The sequence below is a fragment of the Xanthomonas cissicola genome, assembly GCF_008801575.1.
Taxonomy (GTDB): domain Bacteria; phylum Pseudomonadota; class Gammaproteobacteria; order Xanthomonadales; family Xanthomonadaceae; genus Xanthomonas; species Xanthomonas cissicola.
In genome coordinates, this window is sequence record NZ_VZPL01000005.1 from 76,470 (window position 1) to 100,624 (window position 24,155).

Genomic DNA, 24,155 nt, shown 5'->3' on the forward strand with positions numbered 1-24,155 from the left:
AGCTCGGCCATGGCTGCACGATGCCCACCCGTGGCAGCGGCCAATGTGGCGCGGCCAGGCAATTCACCCGATTGCGTGCGTCGAGGTCGGCCGCGGCCTGATGCGCGTTGCGCAAATTGGTACTATATTGGACCTAACGAATCCCCGTCGGTCCGGAGGACAGGCAGTGGTCAAACCGAAAACCAACGCCAGGACGGACGACGACCCCAGGATGGACGCGCTGGCACTGGACGCGTCCACGCCGACCCCGCTGTATCTGCAACTGGCCGCCAAGCTTACCGACGCCATCCGTGGCGGGCAGTGGAAGGCCGGCGAGGCGCTGCCGGCCGAGCGCCAGCTGTGCGAGCGGCTGCAGATCTCGCGGGTGACCCTGCGCCAGGCGGTGGATGTGCTGGTCGAACAAGGCCTGGTCTCGCGCCGGCAGGGCGCCGGCACCTTCGTCACCACGCAGATCCAGCATCAGCTCAGCGGCCTGACCAGTTTCAGCGAGACGCTGCGCATCAAGGGCTATGAGCCGGGCACGCGCTGGCTGGAGCGGCGGCTGCGCCCGGCGCATGGCGAAGAGATCCTGCGCCTGGGCCTGTCGCCGGATGCCGCGGTGGCCTCGCTGACGCGGCTGCGCAGTGCCGACGACCGGGTCATGGCCTACGAGCACGCGGTGTTGCCGCAACGCATCGTCGCCGACCCGCAGCAGATCGGCGATTCGCTCTACAGCTATCTGGATGCGCAGGGCACGCCGGTGGTGCGTGCCCTGCAGTACTTCCGCGCCATCAATCTGCCCGCGCGGCTGGCCGAACACCTGCGCATGAAGACCGGCGAGGCGATTTTGCATGTGGTGCGCGTGGGCTATGCCCGCGATGGCAGCGCGATCGAATTGACCGACACCTATTGCCACAACGACTTCTACGATTTCGTCGCCGAACTGCGCCGCTGACGCCAACGGCATTCCTTACGACGACCTCAGAGCCAGCCGATCCATGACTACCGCCAGGCCCGCAAACCCCGTTGTCTCGATCGCCATCGTCGGCGTGCTGTTTTTCATCATCGGCTTTTTCACCTGGATCAACGGGCCGCTGATCACCTTCGTGCGGCTGGCGTTCGACCTCAACGAGGTCAACGCATTCCTGGTGCTGATGGTGTTCTACCTGTCGTACTTCTTTCTGGCCTTGCCCTCGTCGTGGATTCTCAAGCGCACCGGCATGAAGAAAGGCCTGGCGCTGAGCCTGGTGGTGATGGCCGTGGGCGCAGCAGGCTTCGGCCAGTTCGCCACGCAGCGTTGGTATCCCGGCGCGCTGGGCGGCCTATTCGTCATCGGCAGCGGCCTGGCCTTGCTGCAGACGGCGATCAACCCGTACATCAGCATTCTCGGGCCGATCGAAAGTGCCGCGCGGCGTATCGCCTTGATGGGCATCTGCAACAAGATTGCCGGCATCCTGGCGCCGATCCTGATCGGCTCGCTGGTGCTGCACGGTATCGGCGACCTGTCCGCGCAGGTGGCCAGCGCCGATGCGACGACCAAGGAAACCTTGCTCACCGCCTTCGCCGCCAAGATTCACGCGCCGTATCTGGTGATGTCCGGCGTCCTGCTGTTGCTGGCCATTGGCGTGCTGTTCTCGCCATTGCCCGAGCTCAAGCCCTCCGAAGCCAACGCTACGCCGGGCGCGACCGGTGGCGTGCAGAAATCCAGCATCTTCCAGTTCCCGCACCTATGGCTGGGCGTGCTGTGCCTGTTCGTCTATGTGGGCGTGGAAGTGATGGCCGGCGATGCCATCGGCACCTACGGACACGGCTTCAATCTCCCGTTGGACATCACCAAGATCTTCACCTCCTACACGCTGGGCGCGATGTTGCTGGGCTACATCGCCGGCCTGGTATTGATTCCGCGCGTGATCTCGCAGGCGCGTTACCTGAGCGTGTCGGCGGTGCTGGGCGTGCTGTTCTCGCTCGGTGCCTTGTTCACCCACGGCTACGTGTCGGTGGGCTTCGTCGCCGCGCTCGGCTTTGCCAACGCGATGATGTGGCCGGCGATCTTTCCGCTGGCCATTCGCGGACTGGGCCGGTTCACCGAAATCGGCTCGGCATTGCTGGTGATGGGCATCGCTGGCGGCGCGATCATTCCGCAGCTGTTCGCCATCCTCAAGCAGCACTACGACTTCCAGGTCGTGTTCGCTGCACTGATGGTGCCGTGCTATCTGTACATCCTGTTCTATTCGCTGCGCGGTCATCGCGTGGGCCTGCCGGCCCAGGCCAAGTGATCGCGGCGGCATGATGCGTTCCGACGGACAAGGTACATCCATGCGCAGGCCCACAATCAAAGATGTCGCCGAGCGCGCCAAGGTCTCGTTGAAGACCGTGTCGCGGGTGATCAACAACGAGCCATCGGTGATGCAGGCCACGCGTGCACGCGTGCTGCGCGCCATCGCCGATCTCGACTACGAACCCGATCCGTCCGCGCGCAATCTGCGCAGCGGCACGCCGTTCGTGATCGGCCTGGTATACGACAACCCCAACCCGTACCACATCATCGGCATTCAGAATGGCGTGCTGGCCGCGTGCCGCGAAACCGGCTTCGGCTTGCAGATCCATCCCTGCGATTCCACCTCGCCGTTGCTGGCCGAAGAACTGGCCGAATGGGTGCAGCGCTCGCGCCTGGCCGGCGTGGTGTTGACCGCGCCGATGTCCGAGCGCCCGGAATTGCTGGCCGGTCTGGCCGCGCGCGGCATCAAGAGCGTGCGCATCATCGCCTCCACCGACGACCCCGGCGATGGCCCGTGCGTGTATATCGACGACCGCGATGCCGCGTATGAAATCACCGAGCACCTGATCCAGCTCGGCCATCAACGCATCGGCTTCCTGTGGGGCGGCCCGCAGCATCGCTCCAGCGGCGAACGTTACGCCGGCTATGAAGCGGCGTTGAAGGATTACGGCATCAGCCTGGACAAGCACCTGGTGATTCCCGGCGACTACACGTTCGACGATGGCTTCCGTGGCGCACGCCGGCTGTTGTCGTTGCGCGAGCCGCCCACCGCCATCTTCGGCAGCAACGACGAGATCGCTGCAGGCGTGCTGGCCGCGGCCAAGTCCACCGGCATGAACGTGCCGTATCAATTGTCGATCGCCGGGTTCGAAGACAGCCCGTTCTCGCGCCATTCGTGGCCGGCACTGACCACTGCCAAGCAGGCCACCGACGACATCGCGCGGCATGCCGCACGCTTGTTGATCAGCCAGCTGCGCAGCGATGCCTACGACGACCAACCGGCGCAATTGCAGAGCCGCGGCTTCGTGCCGCAGTTGGTGGTGCGCGGCTCCACCGCGCCGGCGCCTGCGTCCACCGGCAAACCCCTTCCTCCTGAATCTGCCTGAGCCACGATGAGCCTTCCCTCCGAAACCGAGACCTTGATGTTCCGCGAAGCGGCGCAGACCGCCGATGTGGTTGCTGCACAGTTCGCGCGTAATGCCGACACCATCGCCGCGCTTGCGCAATCGCTGCGCGAGACGCCGCCGCCGTTCGTGGTGACCTGCGCGCGCGGTAGCTCCGATCATGCGGCCACCTATGCCAAGTACCTGTTCGAAACCCAGCTCGGCATCGTCACCGCATCTGCGTCGCCGTCGGTGGGCTCGGTCTATGCAGCGCCGCTGCAACTGCGTGGCGCGCTGTACATCGTGATTTCGCAATCGGGCAAGAGCCCGGATCTGCTGCGCAATGCCGAAGCGGCCAAGGCTGCCGGCGCGCGCGTGGTCGCGCTGGTCAACGTGGAAGATTCGCCGCTGGCGCAACTGGCCGAGGTGGTGATTCCGCTGGGCGCAGGCCCGGAAAGAAGCGTGGCCGCCACCAAGAGTTATCTCGCTTCGCTGGCCGCGGTCCTGCATCTGGGCGCGGTGTGGAAGAACGACCCCGCCTTGCTTGCCGCGCTCGACGCATTGCCGCAGCAGTTGCGCAGCGCGTGGCAGGCCGATTGGTCCGCGCTCACCGCCGGTCTGGCGCCTGCGCACAATCTGTTCGTGCTCGGCCGCGGCCTGGGCCTGGGCGCAGCGCAGGAAGCGGCATTGAAGTTCAAGGAAACCTGCGGCTTGCACGCCGAAGCCTACAGCTCGGCCGAGGTCAAGCACGGGCCGATGGCCCTGGTGGGGCCGGGGTTCCCGGTGCTGGTCTTCGCACAGCCCGACGAAACCGGTGCCGGTACCCGCGCACTGGCCGAAGAATTCCGCGCGCGTGGCGCGCAGGTGTGGCTGGCCGCGCCCGGTGGCGATTTGCCGCTGGCAGAGGCCGCGCACCCGGCCTGTGCGCCGCTGTTGACCGTGCAGAGCTTCTATCGCGCGATCAATGCATTGGCATTGCAGCGCGGCAACAATCCCGATCTGCCGCCGCATCTGAACAAGGTCACGGAAACCGTCTGATCATGCACGCTCTCACGACTCAGGCACTGTGCAATGCACGTGTGCTCACCGACAACGGATTGCAGGACGGCCTGGTCGTGATGCTGGCTGGCACGCAGATCCAGGCGATCGTGCCGGCCGACGATGCGCGCGTTACGCAGGCCGATACGCGCCTGGACCTGGGTGGCGCCAGCTTGTTGCCGGGCTTTATCGACATCCAGGTCAATGGCGGCGGCGGCGTGTTGTTCAACAACGCACGCGACCCCCAGGCACTGGCCACGATCGCCGCCGCGCATCGTCGCTTCGGCACCACCGGCATGCTGCCAACCTTGATCAGCGACACCGCTGAGGTGATGGCCGAAGCGATCGATGCCACTCGCCAGGCCATCGCGCAAGGCGTACCCGGCGTGCTCGGCATCCATCTGGAGGGCCCGTACCTGAGTCCTGCGCGCAAGGGCACGCACGACGCGGACAAGTTCCGCGTACCGGACGCGCACGAGATTGCCGTCGATACCTCATTGGACAATGGCGTCACCTTGATCACGCTCGCACCCGAGCGCGTTCCGCTGGACGATATCCGTGCCTTCGTTGCCGGCGGCGCGCTCGTGTTCGCCGGCCACACTGCGGCCACCTACGAGCAGGCACGCGATGGCATTGCCGCCGGCGTCAGCGGCTTCACGCACGTGTACAACGCGATGTCGCAGCTGGCTGGCCGCGAACCCAATGCGGTGGGCGCGGCACTGGAAGACCCGACGATTTGGTGCGGCGTCATCGTCGACGGCGTGCACGTGCATCCGGCCAGCTTGCGTGTGGCGCTCGCGGCCAAGCCACGCGGCAAGTTGCTGCTGGTCACCGACGCCATGCCGATGGTAGGCAGCGAAAGCGCCAGCTTCGATCTCTACGGCGAAACCATCACCGCCGTGGACGGCGTGGTGCGAAATGCCGATGGTGCACTGGCCGGCTCCGCATTGGACATGGCCACCGCCGTGCGCAACAGCGTGCGCTGGCTGGGCGTGGACCTGGCCGAAGCCGCGCGCATGGCTTCTACCTACCCCGCGCAATGCATTGGCCTGGGCGAACGCCTGGGACGCATCGCCCCCGGCTACCAAGCCGATCTGGTGCTGGTGGATGACGATGTGCAGGTGTTGAGCACGTGGGTGGCTGGGCAGCGCGACTAAGCGCCGCCGCCCACACGCCTGCGTCGCCGCAGCGGAACGCGGCCGGTGCTCGGAGCGGCACGACCACCGGTCCGCTGCCGTGCGCTGACCGTGCCCAGGTAACTGCTGCTTGAGACCTATCTTGGCCGGCCAACGTATCGTGCGCGCCGCATTGCGTGATGCGGCGCGCGCGTTGCGTTTGATCCTTGAAATGCAGGGACATGCAGCGGCCCATGCAGTGAGTCGTCGCATGTCGCATGCTTCGCCTTCACCCAACAAACGCGCTGGTCGCCGCCGGCACGTGATGTACAGGTCTTGTTGCCGGACCGACGGAACTACACCGGACGCTGGCACCGTGCACGCCCTACGGCAGCGATGAAACCAGTCCTACGGTGGACAGGTTGTTGTCTAACCCGACACGCGTGCAGCGGGCCATCGGCCATCGGGCGACAGCGCAGCGTTCCAACCTGCGCAAGTTTATGCGCATCATCCACGCGCGCATGCGCAGCACACTTCGCGTGCGCAGCTACTTTGCGTCGCAACATTTTGGTGTGCCACCGTGTGCGAACAGGGCATAGGGCGCAGTGGTCTGCATCGACGTAAAGGGCAGTGAGACGACGATCACGCCATCATCCCGTATCTGCAGGGAAGACGTTGTTTAGCGCATAAAAATGGACGTATGCAGCAACGGGTTGACACTACAAGCCACGGAAGGCACCTTCGCTGGTAACGTTCTCAGCGAAGAAACATCTGCTCGACGTTCGAGAAGACGATAACCGGCCGTTGTTCCAGTGGTCGGCTTTTACCCGCATGTCGTCACGCAATGCGGGTGGCTGTTCGTATCCGGCACAGGGGACGGATCACGGGCATGGCACGCGCGTCGCGCGCCGTTGTGCAACCAGACGGTTGCCATCCGACATCAGTGATGAGGTCCACGCAATGCTGTTTTCCCGTCTGTTCGCTTTGTCCCCTTGTGTTCCGGTATCTGCGTCCGTCAACCCACTGCGCCGCTCACCATTGAGCGCGGCTGTCAGGCGTCTGCTCATAGTGGCGCCAGCTTGGCCTGCGTCGCAAGCCTTCCCGCATTTGCGCAGGAGCAGCCCGCACCCGCGCAGCAACAGACACCACCACAAACCGATCCCTCGGTTTCCACCCTGGACGAAATCAAGGTGGTGGGTTACCAGGCCAGCCTGGGCAAGGCGCTCAACGTCAAGCGCAACGCCGATGCGATCGTCGACGCGATCAGCGCCGAAGACATCGGCAAGTTTCCAGATACCAATGTCGCCGAATCGCTGTCGCGGTTGTCCGGTATCACCGTGGACAGGCAGTTCGGCGAAGGCGAAAAAGTCAGCATCCTGGGCACCGATCCGGCGCTCAACCGTGTGTTGCTCAACGGCCAGACCATTGCATCGACCAGTTGGGGCGGCGACCCCAACGACCCGGACAGCCGCTCGTTCAACTACAGCACCCTGGCGCCGGAAGTGGTCGGCTTGATGGAGGTCTACAAGACGCCCGAAGCGCGCATCGACGAGGGTTCCATCGGCGGCACCGTGATCGTGCATACGCGCAAACCGCTGGATCTGGATCGCAATACGCTCACCGGGACCGTGAGCTATGGCTACAACGATCGCTCCGACGAAGGCAAGCCGAATGCCTCGGCGCTGTATAGCTGGAAGAATCAGGACCAAACCCTGGGCGTGCTTACCTCGGTGATGCATTCGCAGCGTGTCCTGCGCCGCGACGGCGTTGAAATTTTCGGCTACGACAATGTGCAGGGCGCCGGGTTTCCGCCGGGTGTGGTCGGCAACAACACCGGCGTGTTTCCGACGTCGATCAACACGGCGTTGTTCCAGCAAACGCGCAAGCGCGACGGTGTCAGCGCGGCGCTGCAGTGGAAGCCGGACAGCGATTTCGAGCTCAATCTGACTGGCCTGTATGTCAAGGAAAGCTTCGATAACTACAACCAGAGCCGCTACGGTTACTGGGGCTCGACGCCGGGCGATGCGCAGGCCTTGGGCTTCGAGAACGGTATCGCCACCTCGGGTACCTTCGGCGACCAGTCCAACACCTATCTCGACGGCTATCTGCGCAATAGCCAGGTCAGCACCGGCAGCATCCACCTGCGCACCGACTGGCATGGCGATGGGTGGAACGCCTCCAGCCAGGTGGGTTACACCAGTTCGCAAGGCGGCGCCGAGCGTATCTACGGCATCCAGTTCCGCAATCTGGCCGGCTACAGCTACACCATCGACGGGCGCCGTACCGCGATGGACTACAGTACCGATCCCACCAATGCGGCGGCGATGCAGCTCAACAACGCCTCGGCCAGTCACAGCCCGCAGTACGACAAGGAGCGCTATCTGCAGCTGGATTTCGATCATGCGGTGGAGTGGGGGCCGTTTACGCAGATCCTCACCGGCATCAAGCTCACCAATCACGCCACCGGGCAATCGTCCTACAGCCGCACCTGGACCCCGAACGATGGCAGCACGCTGGCGGCATTCTCGCCGGGCACCACGCCCTCGGGCTATCTGGATGGGCTGTCGACCAGCGCCGACATGCAACGCTGGTCGACCATCGACAGCGGTGCGATCAGCCGGTATATCAGCGGACTGGAAGGCGACGACGGTCTGCCGATCAGCTATGCCGGCAACTACAGCATCGAGGAGCAGAACCGTGCGTGGTTCCTGCAAGGCAACTTCTCCGGCGAGCGGTATCGCGGCAACATCGGCGTGCGCTATGTGCATTCGCGCGATTCAACAGATGGCTTCAGCTATGCGCCGGGCGGCGGTTACACGCCGGTCAACTTTCTCAGCAGCTACGGCAAATGGTTGCCTTCGTTCAATATCGCCTACGACCTGCGCGACGACCTGATGCTGCGATTTGCCGCCTCCAAAGTGATCGCGCGGCCGCGCTACACCAACATGACGCCGTACGTGGCCACCGACGACACCACGCTGACGGCGTCGACCGGCAACCCAGGACTGAGCCCGTACGAGTCCACCAACCTCGGTGCATCGCTGGAGTGGTATTTCTCCGACAGCAGCCTGCTCAGCGGCGAATTCTTCTCGCGCGACATCTCCAACTACATCCTGACCACGGTGCAGGATCGTGTGTTCTTCAATAACGCCACCGGCGGCTCGAGCACCTACCAGACATCGGTACCTACCAACGCCGGCGATGCCAGGGTGCGCGGTGTCGCGCTCAATCTGCAGCACAATTTCGGCAATGGCTTCGGCGTGGTGGCCAACTACACCTATTCCGATTCCAAGACCGACGGCGATTACAGCCTGCCGTACAACTCGCGCAATGCCTACAACGTCAGCCCGTACTACGAACAAGGCAAGTGGAGCGCGCGGGTGAATCTGGGTTGGCGCTCGGAATACTTCACCCAGATTGGCAGGCTCAACGGGCAGCAGATGACCGACGCGTTTACGCAAGTCGATGCGTCATTCGGCTACCAGGCCACCGAGCGACTGCGCGTGGCGCTGGAAGCCACCAACCTGCTGGACGAAACCTACTTCAGCTACATCGGCAACAAGAACCAGCCGTACTACATCTACAAGAACGGTCGCTCTTTCATGTTGAGCCTGAATTTCAAGCTGTAATGCCCGGCCAGGGCGGCTGCTTTGTGCAGCCGCCTTTATCTCGTGGCGGACAACTAGATTTCGCTTGAGTTCCTGGCTTCGAAGGGCAGATTCCGTCAGCCGTGCGGTTCGCTGCAATGTCGCTGTTTTTAACGTTGCCGCATCCTGTTGCATGCAGAAAACGGTGCGCGCGAGACGTCGCTATGCACCAGTGTTTCGCGCTGCCGCAATCGCGGCAATGCGCGCCTTCGTCAGTGCCTCGCCGATCTGCGGCCCTTGCAGACCCTCGGCCGCCAGATCCCGCGCATTGATCGCCAGTGCGGCGGCGTGCAGCCGTTTGAGCGCTTCGCCCTGCGGGTACGCGGCTTCTTCACTGCCCAGACGGCCACGCTTGTCTGCTTCGCAGACCAGTGCCAGCTGCGCGATACGCTCCGGCCGGCGAAACGCATCGCAGCGCACCAGCAGCTCGTGCAGGGTGCGGTCGCGGAGCTCGGCCAGACGATGCACGTTCAAGTGTTCGCGGCAGGCGATGATGGCAAGTTGCCGAAAGTCCTGCGGCACCTTGAGCCGCTCGCACAGCGCCTGCAATGGCGCAACGCCGCGTTGCTCGTGCATGACATGTCGCGGCCATTGCGCTTGCGGCGTGAGCGCCTTACCCAGGTCGTGGGTCAGCGCAGCAAAGCCCACCAGCGCATCGCCGGGCGCCAGACGGGCCGCTATATCGCTGACCATTTCCTGGTGAATGCCCGTGTCGACCTCCGGATGGAAATCGGCGCGCTGCGGCACGCCGTACAGCGCATCGACTTCCGGCAGGATGACGCGCAGCGCATCGGCATCGTGCAGCGTGCGCAGGAACGCCGAGGGCTGCGCGCAGCTCAATGCGCGCCGCAGCTCCTGCCACACGCGCTCCGGCACCAGGCTGTCGAGTTCGCCGCCGGCGGCCATGTCCCGCATCAATGCCGCAGTTTCAGCAGCGAGCGAAAAGCCCAGCGGGGCCAGCCGCGCCATGAAGCGCGCGGCACGCAATACACGCACAGGATCTTCGATGAACGCCGGACCGACATGCCGCAATACGCGCGCCTGCAGATCACGCACACCGTTGTACGGGTCGAACAATTGGCCCGTGTCCTCATCGCGCGCGATCGCGTTGATGGTGAAGTCGCGGCGCAGCAGGTCTTCTTCCAGGGTCACCGATGGGTCGGCGTCCACCACGAAGCCGCGATATCCGCGGCCGGATTTGCGCTCGGTACGCGCCAGTGCGTATTCCTCGCCACTGCGCGGGTGCAGAAACACCGGGAAATCCTTGCCGACCGGCTTGAACCCCTGCGCCTCCATCTGCGCCTGATCGGCGCCGACCACCACCCAGTCGCGGTCGCCAGCCGGCTGCTCAAGCAATGCATCGCGGACTGCGCCGCCAACAAGATAGATCTTCATCAGCGCATGATGCCCGAGCAATCATGCGCCTGTCTGTGCGCTCTCCCGGCTGCTTGCGGGACCATCGGCGGCGTGGACGCCGCTAACGCGCTCATGGACGGGTTCACGGTACATGCCAAAGGGTTCGCGCACCGCACGCTCGACCCGGAGAAAAGTCACCCGCGCACAGGGGCATCGCCGGCAATGTAGTAATCGGCAGTACTGCGCGGTAATGGTGCGCGACCGCGCATGCGGTCGGCGATTTTCTCGGCAATCATGATGGTGGTGGCGTTGAGGTTGCCGGTGATGATGCGCGGCATGATCGAGGCGTCGATCACGCGCAGGCCCTCCATGCCGTGCACGCGGCCCTGGCCGTCGACAACCGCCATGTCGTCGGTGCCCATCGCGCAGGAGCAGGAGGGGTGATAGGCGGTTTCTGCGCGAGAGCGGACGAATGCGTCCAGCTCCGCATCGGTCTTGCAGTCCGCACTGGGGCTGATCTCGCGGCCGCGGTAAGCGTCTAGCGCCGGTTGCGCGATGATCTCGCGGGTGATGCGGATCGCGTCGCGGAATTCCTGCCAGTCCTGGTCGGTGGATTGGTAGTTGAACAGGATCGAAGGATGCTGGCGCGGGTCGCGCGATTTGGCGTGCACACGCCCGCGGCTGGGTGTGCGCATCGAGCCGACGTGCGCTTGGAAGCCGTGCTCCTTGACCGCATTGCTGCCGTTGTAATTGATGGCAACCGGAAGGAAGTGGTACTGGATGTTGGGCCAGTCGAATTCCTCGCGCGTGCGGATGAAGCCGCCGGCTTCGAACTGATTGCTGGCGCCGGTACCGGTGCCGGCGAACAACCATTGCGCGCCGATCGCCGGCTGGTTCCACCATTGCAGTGCCGGATACAGCGAGACCGGTTTGGTGCACGCATACTGGATATACACCTCCAGGTGGTCCTGCAGATTCTGGCCCACACCGGGCAGATCGTGCACCAGTTGCACATCGAGGGCGCGCAGCAGATCGGGTGCGCCCACGCCGGAGCGTTGCAGCAGCTGCGGCGAGGCGATCGCACCTGCGCACACCAGCACTTCGCGGCGCGCATGCGCATCGATTCCTTCGCTGCTGTGACCCACCAGGTAATGCACGCCGATGGCGCGCTTGCCTGCAAACAAAATGCGATCGGTGGTGGCGTGGGTGACGATATGCAGGCCATCGCGCGGCTTGGCCATGTCCAGGTAACCGCGCGCGGTGCTGGCGCGGCGCCCGCGTGGCGTCACCGTGCGGTCCATCGGTCCGAAGCCTTCCTGCTGGTAGCCATTGAGATCGTCGGTACGCGGGTAGCCTGCCTGGACGCCTGCCTCGACCATGGCATGGAACAACACGTTGTTGTCGTTCTTCGGCGTTGCCACGCTCACCGGACCGTCGCCGCCGTGATAGTCGTTGGCGCCGATGTCGCGCGTTTCTGCCTTGCGGAAGTACGGCAGGACATCGCGGTAGCTCCAGTCCTCCAGGCCGGGGCGCTTGGCCCAATGATCGAAGTCGAGCGCATTGCCGCGGATGTAGCACATGCCGTTGATCAGCGACGAACCGCCCAGGCCCTTGCCGCGACCGCACTCCATGCGCCGGTTGTCCATGTAAGGTTCCGGCTCGGTTTCATAGGCCCAGTTGTAGCGGCGCCCCTGCAACGGGAAGGCCAATGCTGCCGGCATCTGCGTGCGGAAATCCAGGCGGTAATCCGGCCCGCCCGCTTCGAGCAGCAGCACGGTCACGCCGGGATCTTCGGTCAGGCGTGCCGCCAGCACGTTGCCTGCCGAGCCGGCGCCGATGATGATGTAGTCGTAGTCGCGTTGCATGGTGTCTCCTGATGCGGTAACGGTGCGGTGGCGATCGAGGCGGATGGCACAGACGCGGGCGTGCGCGCGGGAAGCGATCGCGGCGCGTCGCTGCCGCCGCGCCTGCCTGCGCCGGCTCCCGGCCGTCAGAACACCGACGCGTAACGTTCCAGTTCGATCTGGACGGATTTGGTGCGCGTGTAGGCCTGCAAGGTCGCCAGGCCGTTTTCGCGCCCCACGCCCGACTGCTTGTAGCCGCCCACCGGCATCGGGGCCGGCGACTCGCCCCAGGTGTTGACCCAGCAGATGCCCGCTTCCAGGCGATGGATCAGCCGGTGTGCACGCGCCAGGTCCGGCGTGACCACGCCTGCAGCCAGCCCATACGTGGTGGCGTTGGCGCGCGTCACCGCTTCGTCTTCGTCGTCGTAGGTGAGCAGGCTCAAGACCGGTCCGAAGATTTCCTCGCGCACGATGGTCATCACATCGGTGCAATCGCTGAAGATGGTCGGCGCCACGTAATAGCCTTGCGCCAGTGCGCCATCTTGCAGGCGCTCGCCGCCGCATAGAAGACGTGCGCCTTCTGCCTTGCCCTGTTCGATATGCTCCATCACGCGCTGCATATGCGCGGCGCTGACCAGCGGACCGAAGGTGGTGCGCTCATCGAGCGGGTCGCCGATATGGATCCGTTGCACGCGGGCCAGCAGGCGCGCTTCGAATGCGTGACGCAAGGCGCGCGGCACGAACACGCGCGTGCCGTTGGTGCACACCTGCCCGGAGCTGTAGAAGTTGGCCATCATGGCGATGTCGGCAGCAACGTCCAAATCGGCATCGGCGCAGACAATCAGAGGCGACTTGCCGCCCAGTTCCATGGTCACCTCCTTCAGCGACGAACTCGATGCGCTGGCCATCACCTTGCGGCCGGTGGCGGTGCCGCCGGTGAAACTGATCTTTTCGATCTGCGGATGCTCGGTGAGCGCAGTGCCCACGCTGGCGCCATCGCCGGGCAACACGTTGAACACGCCATCGGGCAGGCCGGCCTCGGTAAAGATTTCGGCCAGTTTCAGCGCGGTGAGCGGGGTGACTTCGCTGGGTTTGAAGATCATCGCGTTACCGGCGGCCAGGGCGGGCGCGGCTTTCCACAGTGCGATCTGGATGGGGTAATTCCACGCGCCGATCGCACCCACAACGCCCAGCGGTTCGTGGCGCGTGTAGAAAAAGCTGCCTTCGCGCAAGGGCACTTGCGCACCCTGCAGCGCCTGCGCAACGCCAGCGTAATACTCCAGTACGTCCGCACCGGTGACCACATCGACGCTGCGTGTCTCGCTCAGCGGCTTGCCGGTGTTGAGCGTTTCCAATTGCGCCAGTGCATCGTTGCGTTCGCGTAGCAACGCCACCGCACGCAGCAGAATGCGCGAGCGCTCCACCGTCGTCAGGGCTGCCCATCGTTGCTGGCCTGCCTTCGCGCTATCGACGGCGGCATCCAGATCGTCGACGCCGGCGTTGTGCACGTTGGCCAGCACCTCGCCGGTAGCGGGGTTGACCACTTCGAACGTGTGGCCGCCGCGGGCGGGAACATAACGGCCGCCGATATACAGCAACTGGTCGGGGAAACGTGGCATGACAAACCTCCTGTGGGACGGTCGCCGCAGCGACGCACCTTTAGCGGGTGAGATGCAGAAACTGCAGGTGACGTTCGTATTGATCGATGATGTCGTTGATGATCTGTTCGCGGCTGTAGCCCACCAGGTCGTAGTCCTGGCTGCCTTCGTACAGGTAGACCTCGGCGCGGTAGTAGCGCTGGTTACGGAAGCGCTGCGCGGCAAACGACGGAGTGAGATACCCGCGCATCACGATTTGATAGCGGAAGCCCTGCTGTTCGCCGTGATCGACGCTGATTTCCATGTCGCCGTCGTCGATGCGGCTGCTCACCTTCCAGCCTTCCTCTTGCAGTTGTGCGGTGACCGCTTCGATCGCCGGGCGCACCTGGTCGTGCATGAAGCGATACACCTCATCGCGCGCCGGGAAGTGCATCGCCTGGCCCAACCGCTGACGCCAGCCGCCGTGATGGCGTGATTGCCCGATCAACGGGCTGGGGCTGTAAAGCTGCGCGCGTTTGCGCTGCGATTCTTCGCTGAGTGCGCGCGACAGGCCCCAGGCCATCAGCAGCAGCACTGCAGAGAATGGCAGCGAGGCCAGCACCACCGCCGATTTCAGTGCGTCCATGCTGCCGGCCAGCAACAGGCCTGCCGTGACCACGGCAGTGAGTACGCCCCAGAACACACGTAGCCAGCGCGGGCCGTCGTCGTGCGGTTCACCGCCGTGAGAGGAGAGCGTGGACAACACCACCGTGCCGGAATCGGCGGAGGTCACGAAGAACACGAAACTGATCGCCACCGTGACCGTGATGACCGTGCGGCTCCACGGGTAACGCTGCAGCAACGCATACAACACGGTCTGCGGCGCATCGATGGCCTGCTGCGCCCATGCTGTCTGGCCGTGATGCAGCAGCTGATCCAGCGCGCTGTTGCCGAAGATCGACAGCCATGCCAGCGTAAACCCGAGCGGTATCAGCAACACCCCCAACACGAATTCGCGAATGGTGCGGCCGCGCGAGATGCGTGCGATGAACAGCCCGACGAAGGGCGCCCAACCGATCCACCAGGCCCAATAGAACACCGTCCAGTCGCCCAGCCAATCGGCGCGGCCACCATAGGCATACACGTCGAAACTCTTGTTGACCACGCTGCCCAGGTAGTCGCCCAGGTTTTGCATCAGCGCATTGAGCAGGTACTGCGTCGGGCCGGCGAACAGCATGAACAACAGCAGCGCCATGGCCAGCAGCATGTTGATGTCCGACATCCAGCGCACGCCTTTTTCGACGCCGGAGACCGCCACCACAATGGCCGCGCCCATCATCGCCACGATCAGCGCCACCTGCACCCAGTGCGTATGCGGCACGTCCATCAAGGTGCTCAGGCCGGCGTTGAGATGCAGCACGCCAAAGCCCATGTCAGCGCCCAGGCCGAACACGGTGGCCACGATGCCCAGCGCATCCACGGTGTAGCCGATCGGCCCATTGATGCGTTTGCCGATCAGCGGATACAACGCCGATCGCAGCGCCAGCGGCAGGTTGTGGCGGAAGGCGAAATACGCCAGCGCCATGGCCGCCAGCGCGAACACGCCCCAACCATGCAGGCCCCAATGCAGGAACAGCAGCTGCATCGCCTGGCGTGCGGAGGCTTCGCCACTGCCGGTGCCGCCCTGTGGCGGTTGCAGATAATGCGTGAGCGGCTCGGAAACGCAGAAGAAGAACAGCGTGATGCTGATGCCCGCGGCGAACAGCATGCCGGCCCAGGAGAGGTAACTGAATTCCGGCTCGTCGTGATCGGCGCCGAGCTTGATGTTGCCGTAGCTGGACAGGGCCGTGGCCAGCACGAACACCAGATACAGCGTCGTCGCCAGCAGGTAGTACCAGCCGACATTGCGCGACGCCCAGGTCTGCGCATCCAGCAGCACACGTCCTGATTCCAGCGGAAACAACGACACCAGCAAGGCAAACGTGCACACGACAGTGGCAGCCAGTACGAACACCGGGCGCAGGGTGCGTACCGGCAAGATGTGCGGCGCTGTCGCACTCATGGCGACACACTCATACGCTGCATATCACGTGCTGCGCTCCCAACGAAAAACCGCCTGCGTTATCGCACAGGCGGTGTCGAGGGGGCGTCAGCGGTCGAGTTCGCCAATGCGAACCGGGCGTCACTTTTCCGGTTGTTCGGAGTGGCCAACAAAACGTAGCGAGCAGCCGTTAGGTGGGTGTGGGCGGCGCGCTCAGAACTGGAGTGGACGAGTGATACAAGAGGATTCCGAGCACCGGCCGCGCCCGCCTGGCGGCTGCGCAGGAGTTCTGTTGGCTGCTCTTAACGCAGCAATTGCTTTGGTACGTGGATATCCATCCCCACTGCCAGATGATCTGAAAACGCGGCCGGAATCGCTTCGGTATGTTCGATCACCAGGCTGTCGCTGACCAGGATGTGGTCGATCGCCCGGTCTGGACGCCAGCTGGGAAAGGTGTGCACGTCGCAGCTCGGCGGTTGCAGACGGGTATGGCGATAGAGCGACTGCATCTCCGGTCGATCAGCCATGCAATTGAAATCGCCCATCAACATGGCGTTGGGATGGTCGGACAACAGTTCGGCGATGAAGGCCAGCTGCGCCATGCGCGAATTGGCGCCCAGCGACAGATGCGCCACCGCCACGGCCAGGCCATCGCGGCCCTCACCGAATTTCGCCAGCAGGATGCCGCGTCCGCCGATGCGGCCGGGCAGGGCATGGTCCTGCACTTCCACCGGTTCGAGCTTGCTCAGCAAACCGTTGGCGCTGGAGGCCACCCCACCCATGCGACGGTTGGGTTGGTGGCTCCAGTAATCGAAACCGGCGCGCTCGGCCAGATAGTGGGTCTGGTTGGTGAAACCCGAGCGCAGGCTGCCGGGGTCGGCCTCCTGCAGGCCGACGATGTCGCGTTCGCCCACCAGCTTGGCGATGCTGTCCAGGCTGGTGCGCTTGCTGCCCAGCGGCAACGCGTGCGACCAGCTACGCGTCACATAGTCGCTGTAACGGCGGGTGCTGGAGCCAGCCTGGATATTGGCGGTCAGCACCCGCAGGGTGCGCGAGTCCGAAGCGTTCACGACGTTGCGTTCGCGCGACTCACTTGGCCAGCGTGGCGCGTTCGCGCGCGATCAGGTGATCGGCAATGCGCAGCATGTCCGGGAAGCTCTGGCCCTTGACCAGATACTTGCCGTTGACGATCAGCGACGGGGTGCCGGTGATCTTGCTGCGGGTGGCGAACTGCTTGGCGCGGTTGGTCTTGGCCGAGACGCCGAAGCTGCTCATGGTGTCGATGAAGGTCTTCTGGTCCACGCCGTACTTGGCGTAGAACGCGGCGATGTCCTGCACCGAATCCTTGCCGCGCTCGCCCTTGAGGGTCTGGTCGACGTGGATGGCCTTGTACAAGGCTTCGTGGGTCTTTTCCTGCACGCCCAGCGTCTCGGCAGCATAGAAGGCGCGGCCGTAGTCATCCCACGGGCCGCCGAACATGGCCGGCACATAGACGAAATGCACGTCCGATGGCAGACCCGCCTTCCATGGCCCGATCAGCGGCTGGAACGCGTTGCAGGCAGGGCAGACATAGCCGAAGACTTCGGCCACTTCGATCTTGCCGGCGGCCTGCTGATAGGGCTGGCCACCGTCGATGTCCAGATAATCGGTGCCGGCGACCGGCTCGGGGCCATTCGGTGCGCGCGGGGCAGCGCTGGGGGCGGCGGGCGGCGGAGTGGTGGCGCTTTCGCCGACTGCAGGCGGAGCGGCGGGGTCTGCGGCCGGGGTAGCGGCAGCAGGAGGGGCGGGCGCCGTTTCGGCAGCTGGGGTGGTGGCGGCAGGTGCGGTGTCGGACGAACCGTCCTGCGCCTTGCAGGCGACCAGGATCGGCAACAGCGCCATCAGCGTCAGGGCGAAGCGGGTCTTCATCGGATTGGATCTCCAGCGTGGGGCGAGAAAAGGGCCGGACGGCCGCGGGGCGCATGATGCCACGCGCGGCCGTCGCTGGCGGTTATGCGGTTCAGCGCTTGGCCGGCGCGGCGTGCTCGCGGGCGATCAGGTAGTCGGCAATGCGCAGCATGTCCGGGTAATTGCGTGCGCCGATCAGGTAGCGGCCGTTGACGATGATGGCCGGTGTGCCGGGGATCTTGCTGCGCAGCGCGAACTCGCGCGCGGCCTTGAGCTTGGCATCCACCGCCTCGCTCTTGTAGGTCTCGATGAAGCGCTGCTGCGGGATGCCGTAACTGGCGTAGAACGCGGCCAGTTCTTCCGGCGCCACGTTCTGGGTGGGCACGGTCTGCTTTTCATGGATGGCGTCGAACATGGCGCGGTGACTGCGCTTGGCCACGCCCAGGATGTCGGCAGCGAAGTAGGCGCGTGCGAACGCGTCCCAGAAGCCACCAAAGGCCGCCGGCACCGGGGTGAAGCGCACATACGCCGGCTGCTTGGCCACCCAGGCTTCCAGCACCGGTTCGAAATGCGCGCAGTGCGGACAGGTGTAGCCGAAGACTTCGGTCACTTCGACCTTGCCGGCAAGCGGGGCGTACGGCTGGCCGCCGTCGATCAGGGTGTAGTCCTCGCCTTCGACCGGCGCGGCGTTCTTGTCGGCGGCGCAGGCCACCAGCGGCAACAGCAACAACAACAGCAGGGGCAGACGGGAAAGCAATTTCATGCGGGCTCCGTGGGGGGCGAGGGGCGAGCGGTAAACGACGACGCCGGTCGCGGGACCGGCGTCGTGAAGCGGTGTGGCGACGGCAGGGATCAGCTCACGAACGTGCGGGCGCTCCTGCAGGCGGCTGCGCCGCTGCCGCGTCGTCGGCACGACCATGCAGGCCTTGCAGGTAGCTGGCCAGCGCCTGGATCTCCTGCTCGGTCAGCGGATGCGCCACCTGCGCCATGATATTGAACAGCGCTGGATTGCGCTCCTGGGTGGTGCCGGCCTGGTATTCCTTCAGGCGCCGCGCCACGTACTCGGCGTGCTGTCCGCCCAGGCGCGGATAGGCCGGGCCCGGATTGCCGCTGCCGGACGGCCCATGGCAGGCCATGCAGGCCGGCACACCGCGGGCGATGTCGCCGCCGCGGTAGAGCTTTTCGCCGACCTCGTAGAACTTCATGCCCTGGTAGGGGCCCTCGGCGATCGCCGCGTCGTCGGCGACACCGGCAGAGGCCTTCTGGGTGGCGAAATAGGCGCCCAGATCGCGCATGTCCTGGGCGGTGAGGTCCTTGACGAAGGGCACCATCACCGCCGACATGCCGGTATTACGCTCGCCGCTGGCAATCAGCGCCACCTGATGCGCGACGTAGCGCTCGGTTTGCCCGGCAATGCGCGGGTACATCGCCACTGCCGGATTGCCGTCCGGCCCATGGCAGGCTGCGCAGGCAGCCGCCTTGGTCTGGCCGGCCTTGGCATCTCCCCAGGTGGTCTTGGCCAGGTCCACCTCCAGCGGCGCAACGCGCACCGGCGGCGGATCGGGGATCGGCGTGACTGCCGATTGCGCAAACGCCACGGCCGCAATGACCGGGACGGCGAGGGCGGCGAGGACTAGCACACGAGCATGGCGCATCAGCTAAAGCTCCGTATGGACCCGGCCCGCGCGCGTTGGGTACTGGCAGTGGCAGGCGTGCTTCGATTATCGACACGCCTTTGCGCCAGGGTCAACGAACAGTGCAGCAAAACGACCAGGCCCGAACGTGCGATCCTAAGGGGATGTCGCTCCTTATCGAACAAGCCCGCTACCACCTGTCCGCCCACAACGCCCGGCAATTGCCCGACGATGGCGGCTACGAGGTGGCCTTTGCCGGCCGCTCCAACGCCGGAAAATCCAGCGCGCTCAATGCGCTGACCCGCCAGAACGCGCTGGCGCGCGTGTCCAAGACGCCCGGCCGCACCCAGCAGCTGGTGTTCTTCCAGATCCAGCCCGAGCGCTACCTGGTGGACCTGCCCGGCTATGGCTACGCCAAGGTGCCGCAGGACCTGCAGGCGCACTGGCAGGCCTTCATCGACCGCTATTTCCGCACCCGCGAGGCCTTGCGCGGGCTGGTGGTGGTGATGGATATCCGCCACCCACTGAAGGATTACGACCTGCAGATGCTCGGTTACGCCGCCGAGCGCGGCCTCCCCGCGCACGGCTTGCTGACCAAGGCCGACAAGCTCGGCCGTGGCCAGCAGATGCAGACCCTGCAGAAGGTCAAGAAAGAAGTGACCTCGCGCTTCGGCGACAGCGTGACCGTGCAGACCTACTCCGGCGAATCGCGCCAGGGCGTGGACGAACTGCGCGGGATCGTCGGTGGCTGGCTGGGCCTGGATGGTGCACCGCCTGCAGCGGAGGGTGAACCGGGCCAGGCGCCATGACGCCCGTCCCGGCGGGCAGTTCAGGACGGCGAGCCAGGGCTCGTCGTTTTCAGATGCGGCATCGGTGGGCACAGGGGCCGGGTTGCGCCTAGGGAGCGGGCTGCCGCGACTGGTTCGTCTTGCGACCGGTCGCCGGCCAGGTTCTCATGCGCTGAACCGGCTCGATCCTCGTGCCGGCGCGGTCTGCGCGCCGGTTGTCGCAGCGCATCAGGCGGCGATGCGATCTGCGCTGGCGACCTCCTTCAAGGCGTCGCCGGCACCGGGCCGAATTCGGTCGGCACCCAGGCGAACGCGTTGCCCTCGCGGCGCACATGACCCAGACCGGGGAATGGCAGGTGCGCGCCGGCCACCCACCAGCGGCCGTCGGCTGCCTGCACCAGCAGGCGACGGCGTGAGGCGATGGCCTGGGTGCGATCGCTGTCGGCCTCAAACGACGCGTCCGGCTGGGCGAACTGCACGGCGTGATAGTGCAGGACATCGCCCCACACCAGCAGTGTGTTGCCGGCGCCGCCGTCGAAGCGATAGGACACGTGGCCGGGCGTGTGACCCCGGCTGTCCAAAGCCGTGATGCCGGCCGGCAAGGCGGTCTTGCCGGGCTGGAAACGGCGCAGCCGACCCTGGGCCAGATAAGGCGCCACCGCGGCACGCGCCAACGGGAAGGCGAACCGCACCATCGGCATGGCATCGGCCTCCGAAGCGGGATCCAGCCAGTACGCGGCATCGGCGTCGGACAGCCACACCGTGGCGTTGGGAAACGCCGGTGCGCCGTGCGCATCGAGCAGGCCGCACAGGTGATCCGGATGCGCATGGGTCAGCAACACATCGTCGACCTGGGCAGGGTCGTAACCGGCCGCGCGCAAGTGACTCAGCACCTGACCCAGGCCGGGCCCCATGCACTGCGCGGTGCCGGTGTCGACCAGGCTGAGGTGGCTGCCATCCTGGATCAGGTATGCGTTGACGGCAGTCTGCACGCCGTTCTCGTCTTCGGGTACGTAAGCGTGCGCGAGCAGACGGTCGCGCTCGGCCGGGTCCACATTCGTCAGCTCTTGCCGCGTCAATGCCACGCGACCGTCGAACAAGGCGGCCACGCGTAGGCTGCCGATACGCTGCAGGTAAAAGCCGGGAACCTGTGCGTGGGGGGAGGTGGGCGCAGCGGCGTGTGCGAGCGTGGCGCTGACGGCGAGTACCAGCGGCGCCAGCCCACGCAGGGCGGAAACGGACATGAGCAACTCCAGAGCAGGCGGCAACCGCCGCGATGTCGCCATGTTGGCGCCAGCGAGTTGCGCGCTTCGCTCATTGTGCTGCGCGAAGCGCTCGCTCCGGCGATCTAGCGGCTATTGCCGATGCTGGCAGGATCCAGTCCGTAACGCTGCTGAAACCGCTGACTGAAGCTGCGGGTAGAGCGATAACCGGCACGCGCGGCCACGGTCTTGAGCGGCCAGCGCGTGCTGTAGAGCAGGCCCATCGCGTGCGCCAGTCGCGCGTCGGTGATCAGTTCGCGCAGCGAGCGTTGTTCGGCGGCCAGATGGCGGCGCAAGGTGGCGCCACTGATGCCCAGGCGGTCTTCGATATCGCGCGAGCGCCACCCTCGCTGCGGTTGCGCGGCGATCAGCGCGCGTACCTGCTCGGCGATGCCTGGTGCCGGCGGCAGCAGCAGGCCACCGTGGCCGCGACGACAGACATTGACGACCAATGCGGCCAACGCCAGGCGTGCTTCGGTGTACAGACCGTGTTGCAGCGCATCGCGCCATTGCCGCAGCGCCAACTCGAAATCGATCGCCGGCAACCGTGCAATGTCGGCGCCGGCCTCAGGCAGCGGCTCGGTCCATAAGGCGCGCGCAGCGGCCAGCGCCTCTTCGCAGAGAGGGACCACCGCGCTCATGTAGAGCCCGGTCTGCGGGTCGGGCGTATTGATCACATCGATCCGGCAACGGCGCGTCGCCAGAAACAGATCGCCCGGCAGCAGCTGCAGCGATTGCGTCGCGCTGCTCACCTGCTGGCGGCCTTGCAGCAGAATCGCGAACTGCGGCTGGATCAGATCCACCGAACGGGCCCCATGTTCGCGCCGCGCGCTCACGCAGGCGAAGCCTTCTGCGCGCTCGCAGTGCATCAGGCTGGTCATCTGCGCGAGCAGGGTGTCGGTGGGTGTGGGTGCAGCGGTCATGGCTGGGCGATGCTACAGGATTGCGGGTGCGCGGCCGGGGGCGAACCTGGTGCATCTCCTCCCGGTGGATGCCTGCGTGCTGCAGCCCGAGGCGACGCCCGACATCGGGCGGTGCGGTCGCGCCCGTGCCTGCTGCGGCGTCGGCGACCCAGTGCGCATGGATGGAAATCTCAGACGTGGCCGATGGCGGCAATTCTTTCCATGCCCTGCGGTTATAGTGCGGGCCTTGCGGTGGCAGGGGAGTATCCCCACATCGTCCCCCCCCCTTTCGTTTGCGAGCCTGCCCTTGTCGAGTCCTAGCCACGTTGCCGAAACGCCGATCACCGAACGTGCGGAGCTGGCCCAGGTGCTGGCTTCCGGCGAGAAGCCGAGTGCGGACTGGCGGATCGGCACCGAGCACGAGAAGTTCGGCTTCCAGTTGGATGACCTGCGTGCGCCTACTTTCGACGGTGCACGCGGTATCGAGGCCTTGCTGACCGGTCTGACCCGTTTCGGCTGGGAGCCGGTCCAGGAAAACGGCCGCACCATCGCGCTGCTGCGCGACGGCGCATCGGTCACGCTGGAGCCGGCCGGACAGCTGGAGCTCTCCGGCGCGGCGGTGGAAACCCTGCACCATACGTGCGTGGAAACCGGTACCCATCTGGACGAAGTGGCGCAGGTCGCCGGCGAATTGCAGCTGGGCTTTCTGGGCATGGGCTTCCAGCCCAAGTGGCGTCGCGACCAGATGCCGTGGATGCCCAAGGGCCGCTACCAGATCATGAAGAACTACATGCCCAAGGTCGGCTCGCTCGGCCTGGACATGATGACGCGCACCTGCACGGTGCAGGTCAACCTGGATTACGCCACCGAAGCGGACATGGTGAAGAAGTTCCGCGTGTCGCTGGCGTTGCAGCCGATCGCCACCGCGTTGTTCGCCGATTCGCCGTTCACCGACGGCAAGCCGAACGGCTATCTCAGCTACCGCTCGCACATCTGGACCGACACCGACGGCGATCGCACCGGCATGCTGGATTTCGTGTTCGAAGACGGCTTCGGCTACGACCGCTACGTCGATTACCTGCTCGATGTGCCGATGTATTTTTCCTACCGCGATGGCGTGTATCACGATGCCAGCGGGCAGAGCTTCCGCGATTTCATGCAGGGCAAGCTGCCTGCGCTGCCGGGCGCGTTGCCGACATTGCGCGATTGGTCCGACCACATGACCACCGCATTTCCGGAAGTGCGTTTGAAGAAGTATCTGGAAATGCGCGGTGCCGATGCCGGCCCCTGGGATCGGTTGTGCGCGTTGTCGGCGTTCTGGGTCGGCCTGCTGTACGACCAGACCGCGCTGGATGCGGCCTGGGACCTGGTCAAGGATTTCAGCCCGACCGAGCGGCACGCGCTGCGCGACGGCGTGCCCAAGCATGCGCTGGGCCTGCCGTTCCGCAATGGCACCGCGCGCGATCTGGCAGTGGAGGCGGTCAACATCGCGCGCGAAGGCCTGCGTCGCCGCGCACGCCTGAATCGCGACGGGCAGGACGAAACCGGCTTTCTGGATGTGATCGCCGAGATCGCCGAAAGCGGCGTCACCGCTGCCGAACGCAAGCTGGCGCTGTATCACGGCGCATGGAACGGCGATATCGACCGCGTGTTCCGCGACTTCGCTTACTGAGCGCGCCTTGGCCGGTTGCCAGCGCGTGTTGG

18 protein-coding genes and 1 other RNA gene are annotated in these 24,155 nt (G+C 65.2%); 8 read left to right on the forward strand and 11 right to left on the reverse strand.

The features are described 5' to 3' along the window. The first annotated feature begins 211 nt into the window (after nt 1-211). From F7R02_RS03700 to F7R02_RS03725, 6 genes are all read left to right on the forward strand, one after another. A complete protein-coding gene (locus F7R02_RS03700; protein ID WP_078591349.1) occupies nt 212-934 on the forward strand; it encodes a GntR family transcriptional regulator in 723 nt (240 codons plus the stop codon). Between the two features lie 43 nt (nt 935-977). Then, nucleotides 978-2,255: a sugar MFS transporter gene (locus F7R02_RS03705; RefSeq protein ID WP_078591350.1), complete on the forward strand. Its 1,278-nt coding sequence runs from the start codon at nt 978-980 to the stop codon at nt 2,253-2,255. Between the two features lie 40 nt (nt 2,256-2,295). Further along, nucleotides 2,296-3,363 carry a LacI family DNA-binding transcriptional regulator gene (locus tag F7R02_RS03710; RefSeq protein ID WP_078591351.1) on the forward strand — a complete coding sequence of 356 codons (1,068 nt, stop codon included), beginning with the start codon at nt 2,296-2,298 and terminating at the stop codon, nt 3,361-3,363. Nucleotides 3,364-3,369: 6 nt separating this feature from the next. Beyond that, entirely contained in the window at nt 3,370-4,398 is a 1,029-nt protein-coding gene (locus F7R02_RS03715) for an SIS domain-containing protein (RefSeq protein ID WP_005911060.1), read from the forward strand. Between the two features lie 2 nt (nt 4,399-4,400). Continuing rightward, nucleotides 4,401-5,555: an N-acetylglucosamine-6-phosphate deacetylase gene (gene nagA / locus F7R02_RS03720; RefSeq protein WP_011050497.1), complete on the forward strand. Its 1,155-nt coding sequence runs from the start codon at nt 4,401-4,403 to the stop codon at nt 5,553-5,555. A gap of 1,037 nt (nt 5,556-6,592) precedes the next feature. After that, nucleotides 6,593-9,142 carry a TonB-dependent receptor gene (locus F7R02_RS03725; protein WP_005920923.1) on the forward strand — a complete coding sequence of 850 codons (2,550 nt, stop codon included), beginning with the start codon at nt 6,593-6,595 and terminating at the stop codon, nt 9,140-9,142. A 180-nt stretch (nt 9,143-9,322) separates the two neighbouring features. Here the strand turns inward: F7R02_RS03725 and F7R02_RS03730 are convergent, their stop codons facing one another. From F7R02_RS03730 to F7R02_RS03770, 9 genes are all read right to left on the reverse strand, one after another. Next, on the reverse strand, nt 9,323-10,555 hold the full coding sequence (locus F7R02_RS03730; protein ID WP_003482622.1) for a multifunctional CCA addition/repair protein: 1,233 nt from the start codon (nt 10,553-10,555) through the stop codon (nt 9,323-9,325). Nucleotides 10,556-10,710: 155 nt separating this feature from the next. Next, nucleotides 10,711-12,381, reverse strand: a complete 1,671-nt coding sequence (gene betA, locus F7R02_RS03735) for a choline dehydrogenase (protein WP_078591352.1) — start codon at nt 12,379-12,381, stop codon at nt 10,711-10,713. A gap of 125 nt (nt 12,382-12,506) precedes the next feature. After that, nucleotides 12,507-13,979 (reverse strand): betaine-aldehyde dehydrogenase, encoded by a 1,473-nt coding sequence (gene betB, locus F7R02_RS03740; RefSeq protein WP_078591353.1) that lies wholly within the window; start codon nt 13,977-13,979, stop codon nt 12,507-12,509. Between the two features lie 40 nt (nt 13,980-14,019). Then, the gene (gene betT, locus F7R02_RS03745; RefSeq protein ID WP_005925222.1) at nt 14,020-15,999 is read right to left on the reverse strand and encodes a choline BCCT transporter BetT; all 1,980 of its coding nucleotides are present in this window, start codon (nt 15,997-15,999) and stop codon (nt 14,020-14,022) included. 143 nt (nt 16,000-16,142) lie between these two features. Next, a non-coding RNA gene (locus F7R02_RS03750) (sX9 sRNA) lies at nt 16,143-16,219 on the reverse strand. Nucleotides 16,220-16,280: 61 nt separating this feature from the next. Further along, nucleotides 16,281-17,018 (reverse strand): endonuclease/exonuclease/phosphatase family protein, encoded by a 738-nt coding sequence (locus F7R02_RS03755; protein ID WP_078591354.1) that lies wholly within the window; start codon nt 17,016-17,018, stop codon nt 16,281-16,283. A 49-nt stretch (nt 17,019-17,067) separates the two neighbouring features. Next, nucleotides 17,068-17,886 carry a thiol:disulfide interchange protein DsbA/DsbL gene (locus tag F7R02_RS03760; RefSeq protein WP_003482613.1) on the reverse strand — a complete coding sequence of 273 codons (819 nt, stop codon included), beginning with the start codon at nt 17,884-17,886 and terminating at the stop codon, nt 17,068-17,070. A gap of 91 nt (nt 17,887-17,977) precedes the next feature. Then, nucleotides 17,978-18,628: a thiol:disulfide interchange protein DsbA/DsbL gene (locus tag F7R02_RS03765; protein ID WP_003482610.1), complete on the reverse strand. Its 651-nt coding sequence runs from the start codon at nt 18,626-18,628 to the stop codon at nt 17,978-17,980. A gap of 94 nt (nt 18,629-18,722) precedes the next feature. Then, entirely contained in the window at nt 18,723-19,520 is a 798-nt protein-coding gene (locus F7R02_RS03770) for a c-type cytochrome (RefSeq protein ID WP_167520958.1), read from the reverse strand. 143 nt (nt 19,521-19,663) lie between these two features. On the opposite strand from F7R02_RS03770, the gene yihA reads away from it, so the two are divergent. Further along, on the forward strand, nt 19,664-20,308 hold the full coding sequence (gene yihA / locus F7R02_RS03775; RefSeq protein ID WP_003482606.1) for a ribosome biogenesis GTP-binding protein YihA/YsxC: 645 nt from the start codon (nt 19,664-19,666) through the stop codon (nt 20,306-20,308). A gap of 242 nt (nt 20,309-20,550) precedes the next feature. Here the strand turns inward: yihA and F7R02_RS03780 are convergent, their stop codons facing one another. Then, entirely contained in the window at nt 20,551-21,531 is a 981-nt protein-coding gene (locus F7R02_RS03780) for an MBL fold metallo-hydrolase (RefSeq protein WP_015472584.1), read from the reverse strand. A gap of 104 nt (nt 21,532-21,635) precedes the next feature. Further along, a complete protein-coding gene (locus tag F7R02_RS03785) occupies nt 21,636-22,472 on the reverse strand; it encodes a helix-turn-helix transcriptional regulator (RefSeq protein WP_005911037.1) in 837 nt (278 codons plus the stop codon). A gap of 286 nt (nt 22,473-22,758) precedes the next feature. Here F7R02_RS03785 and F7R02_RS03790 point away from each other — a divergent pair, with 286 nt between their 5' ends. Next, complete coding sequence (locus tag F7R02_RS03790) at nt 22,759-24,123, forward strand: glutamate--cysteine ligase (protein ID WP_033483832.1); 1,365 nt, start codon at nt 22,759-22,761, stop codon at nt 24,121-24,123. Nucleotides 24,124-24,155 lie beyond the last annotated feature (32 nt).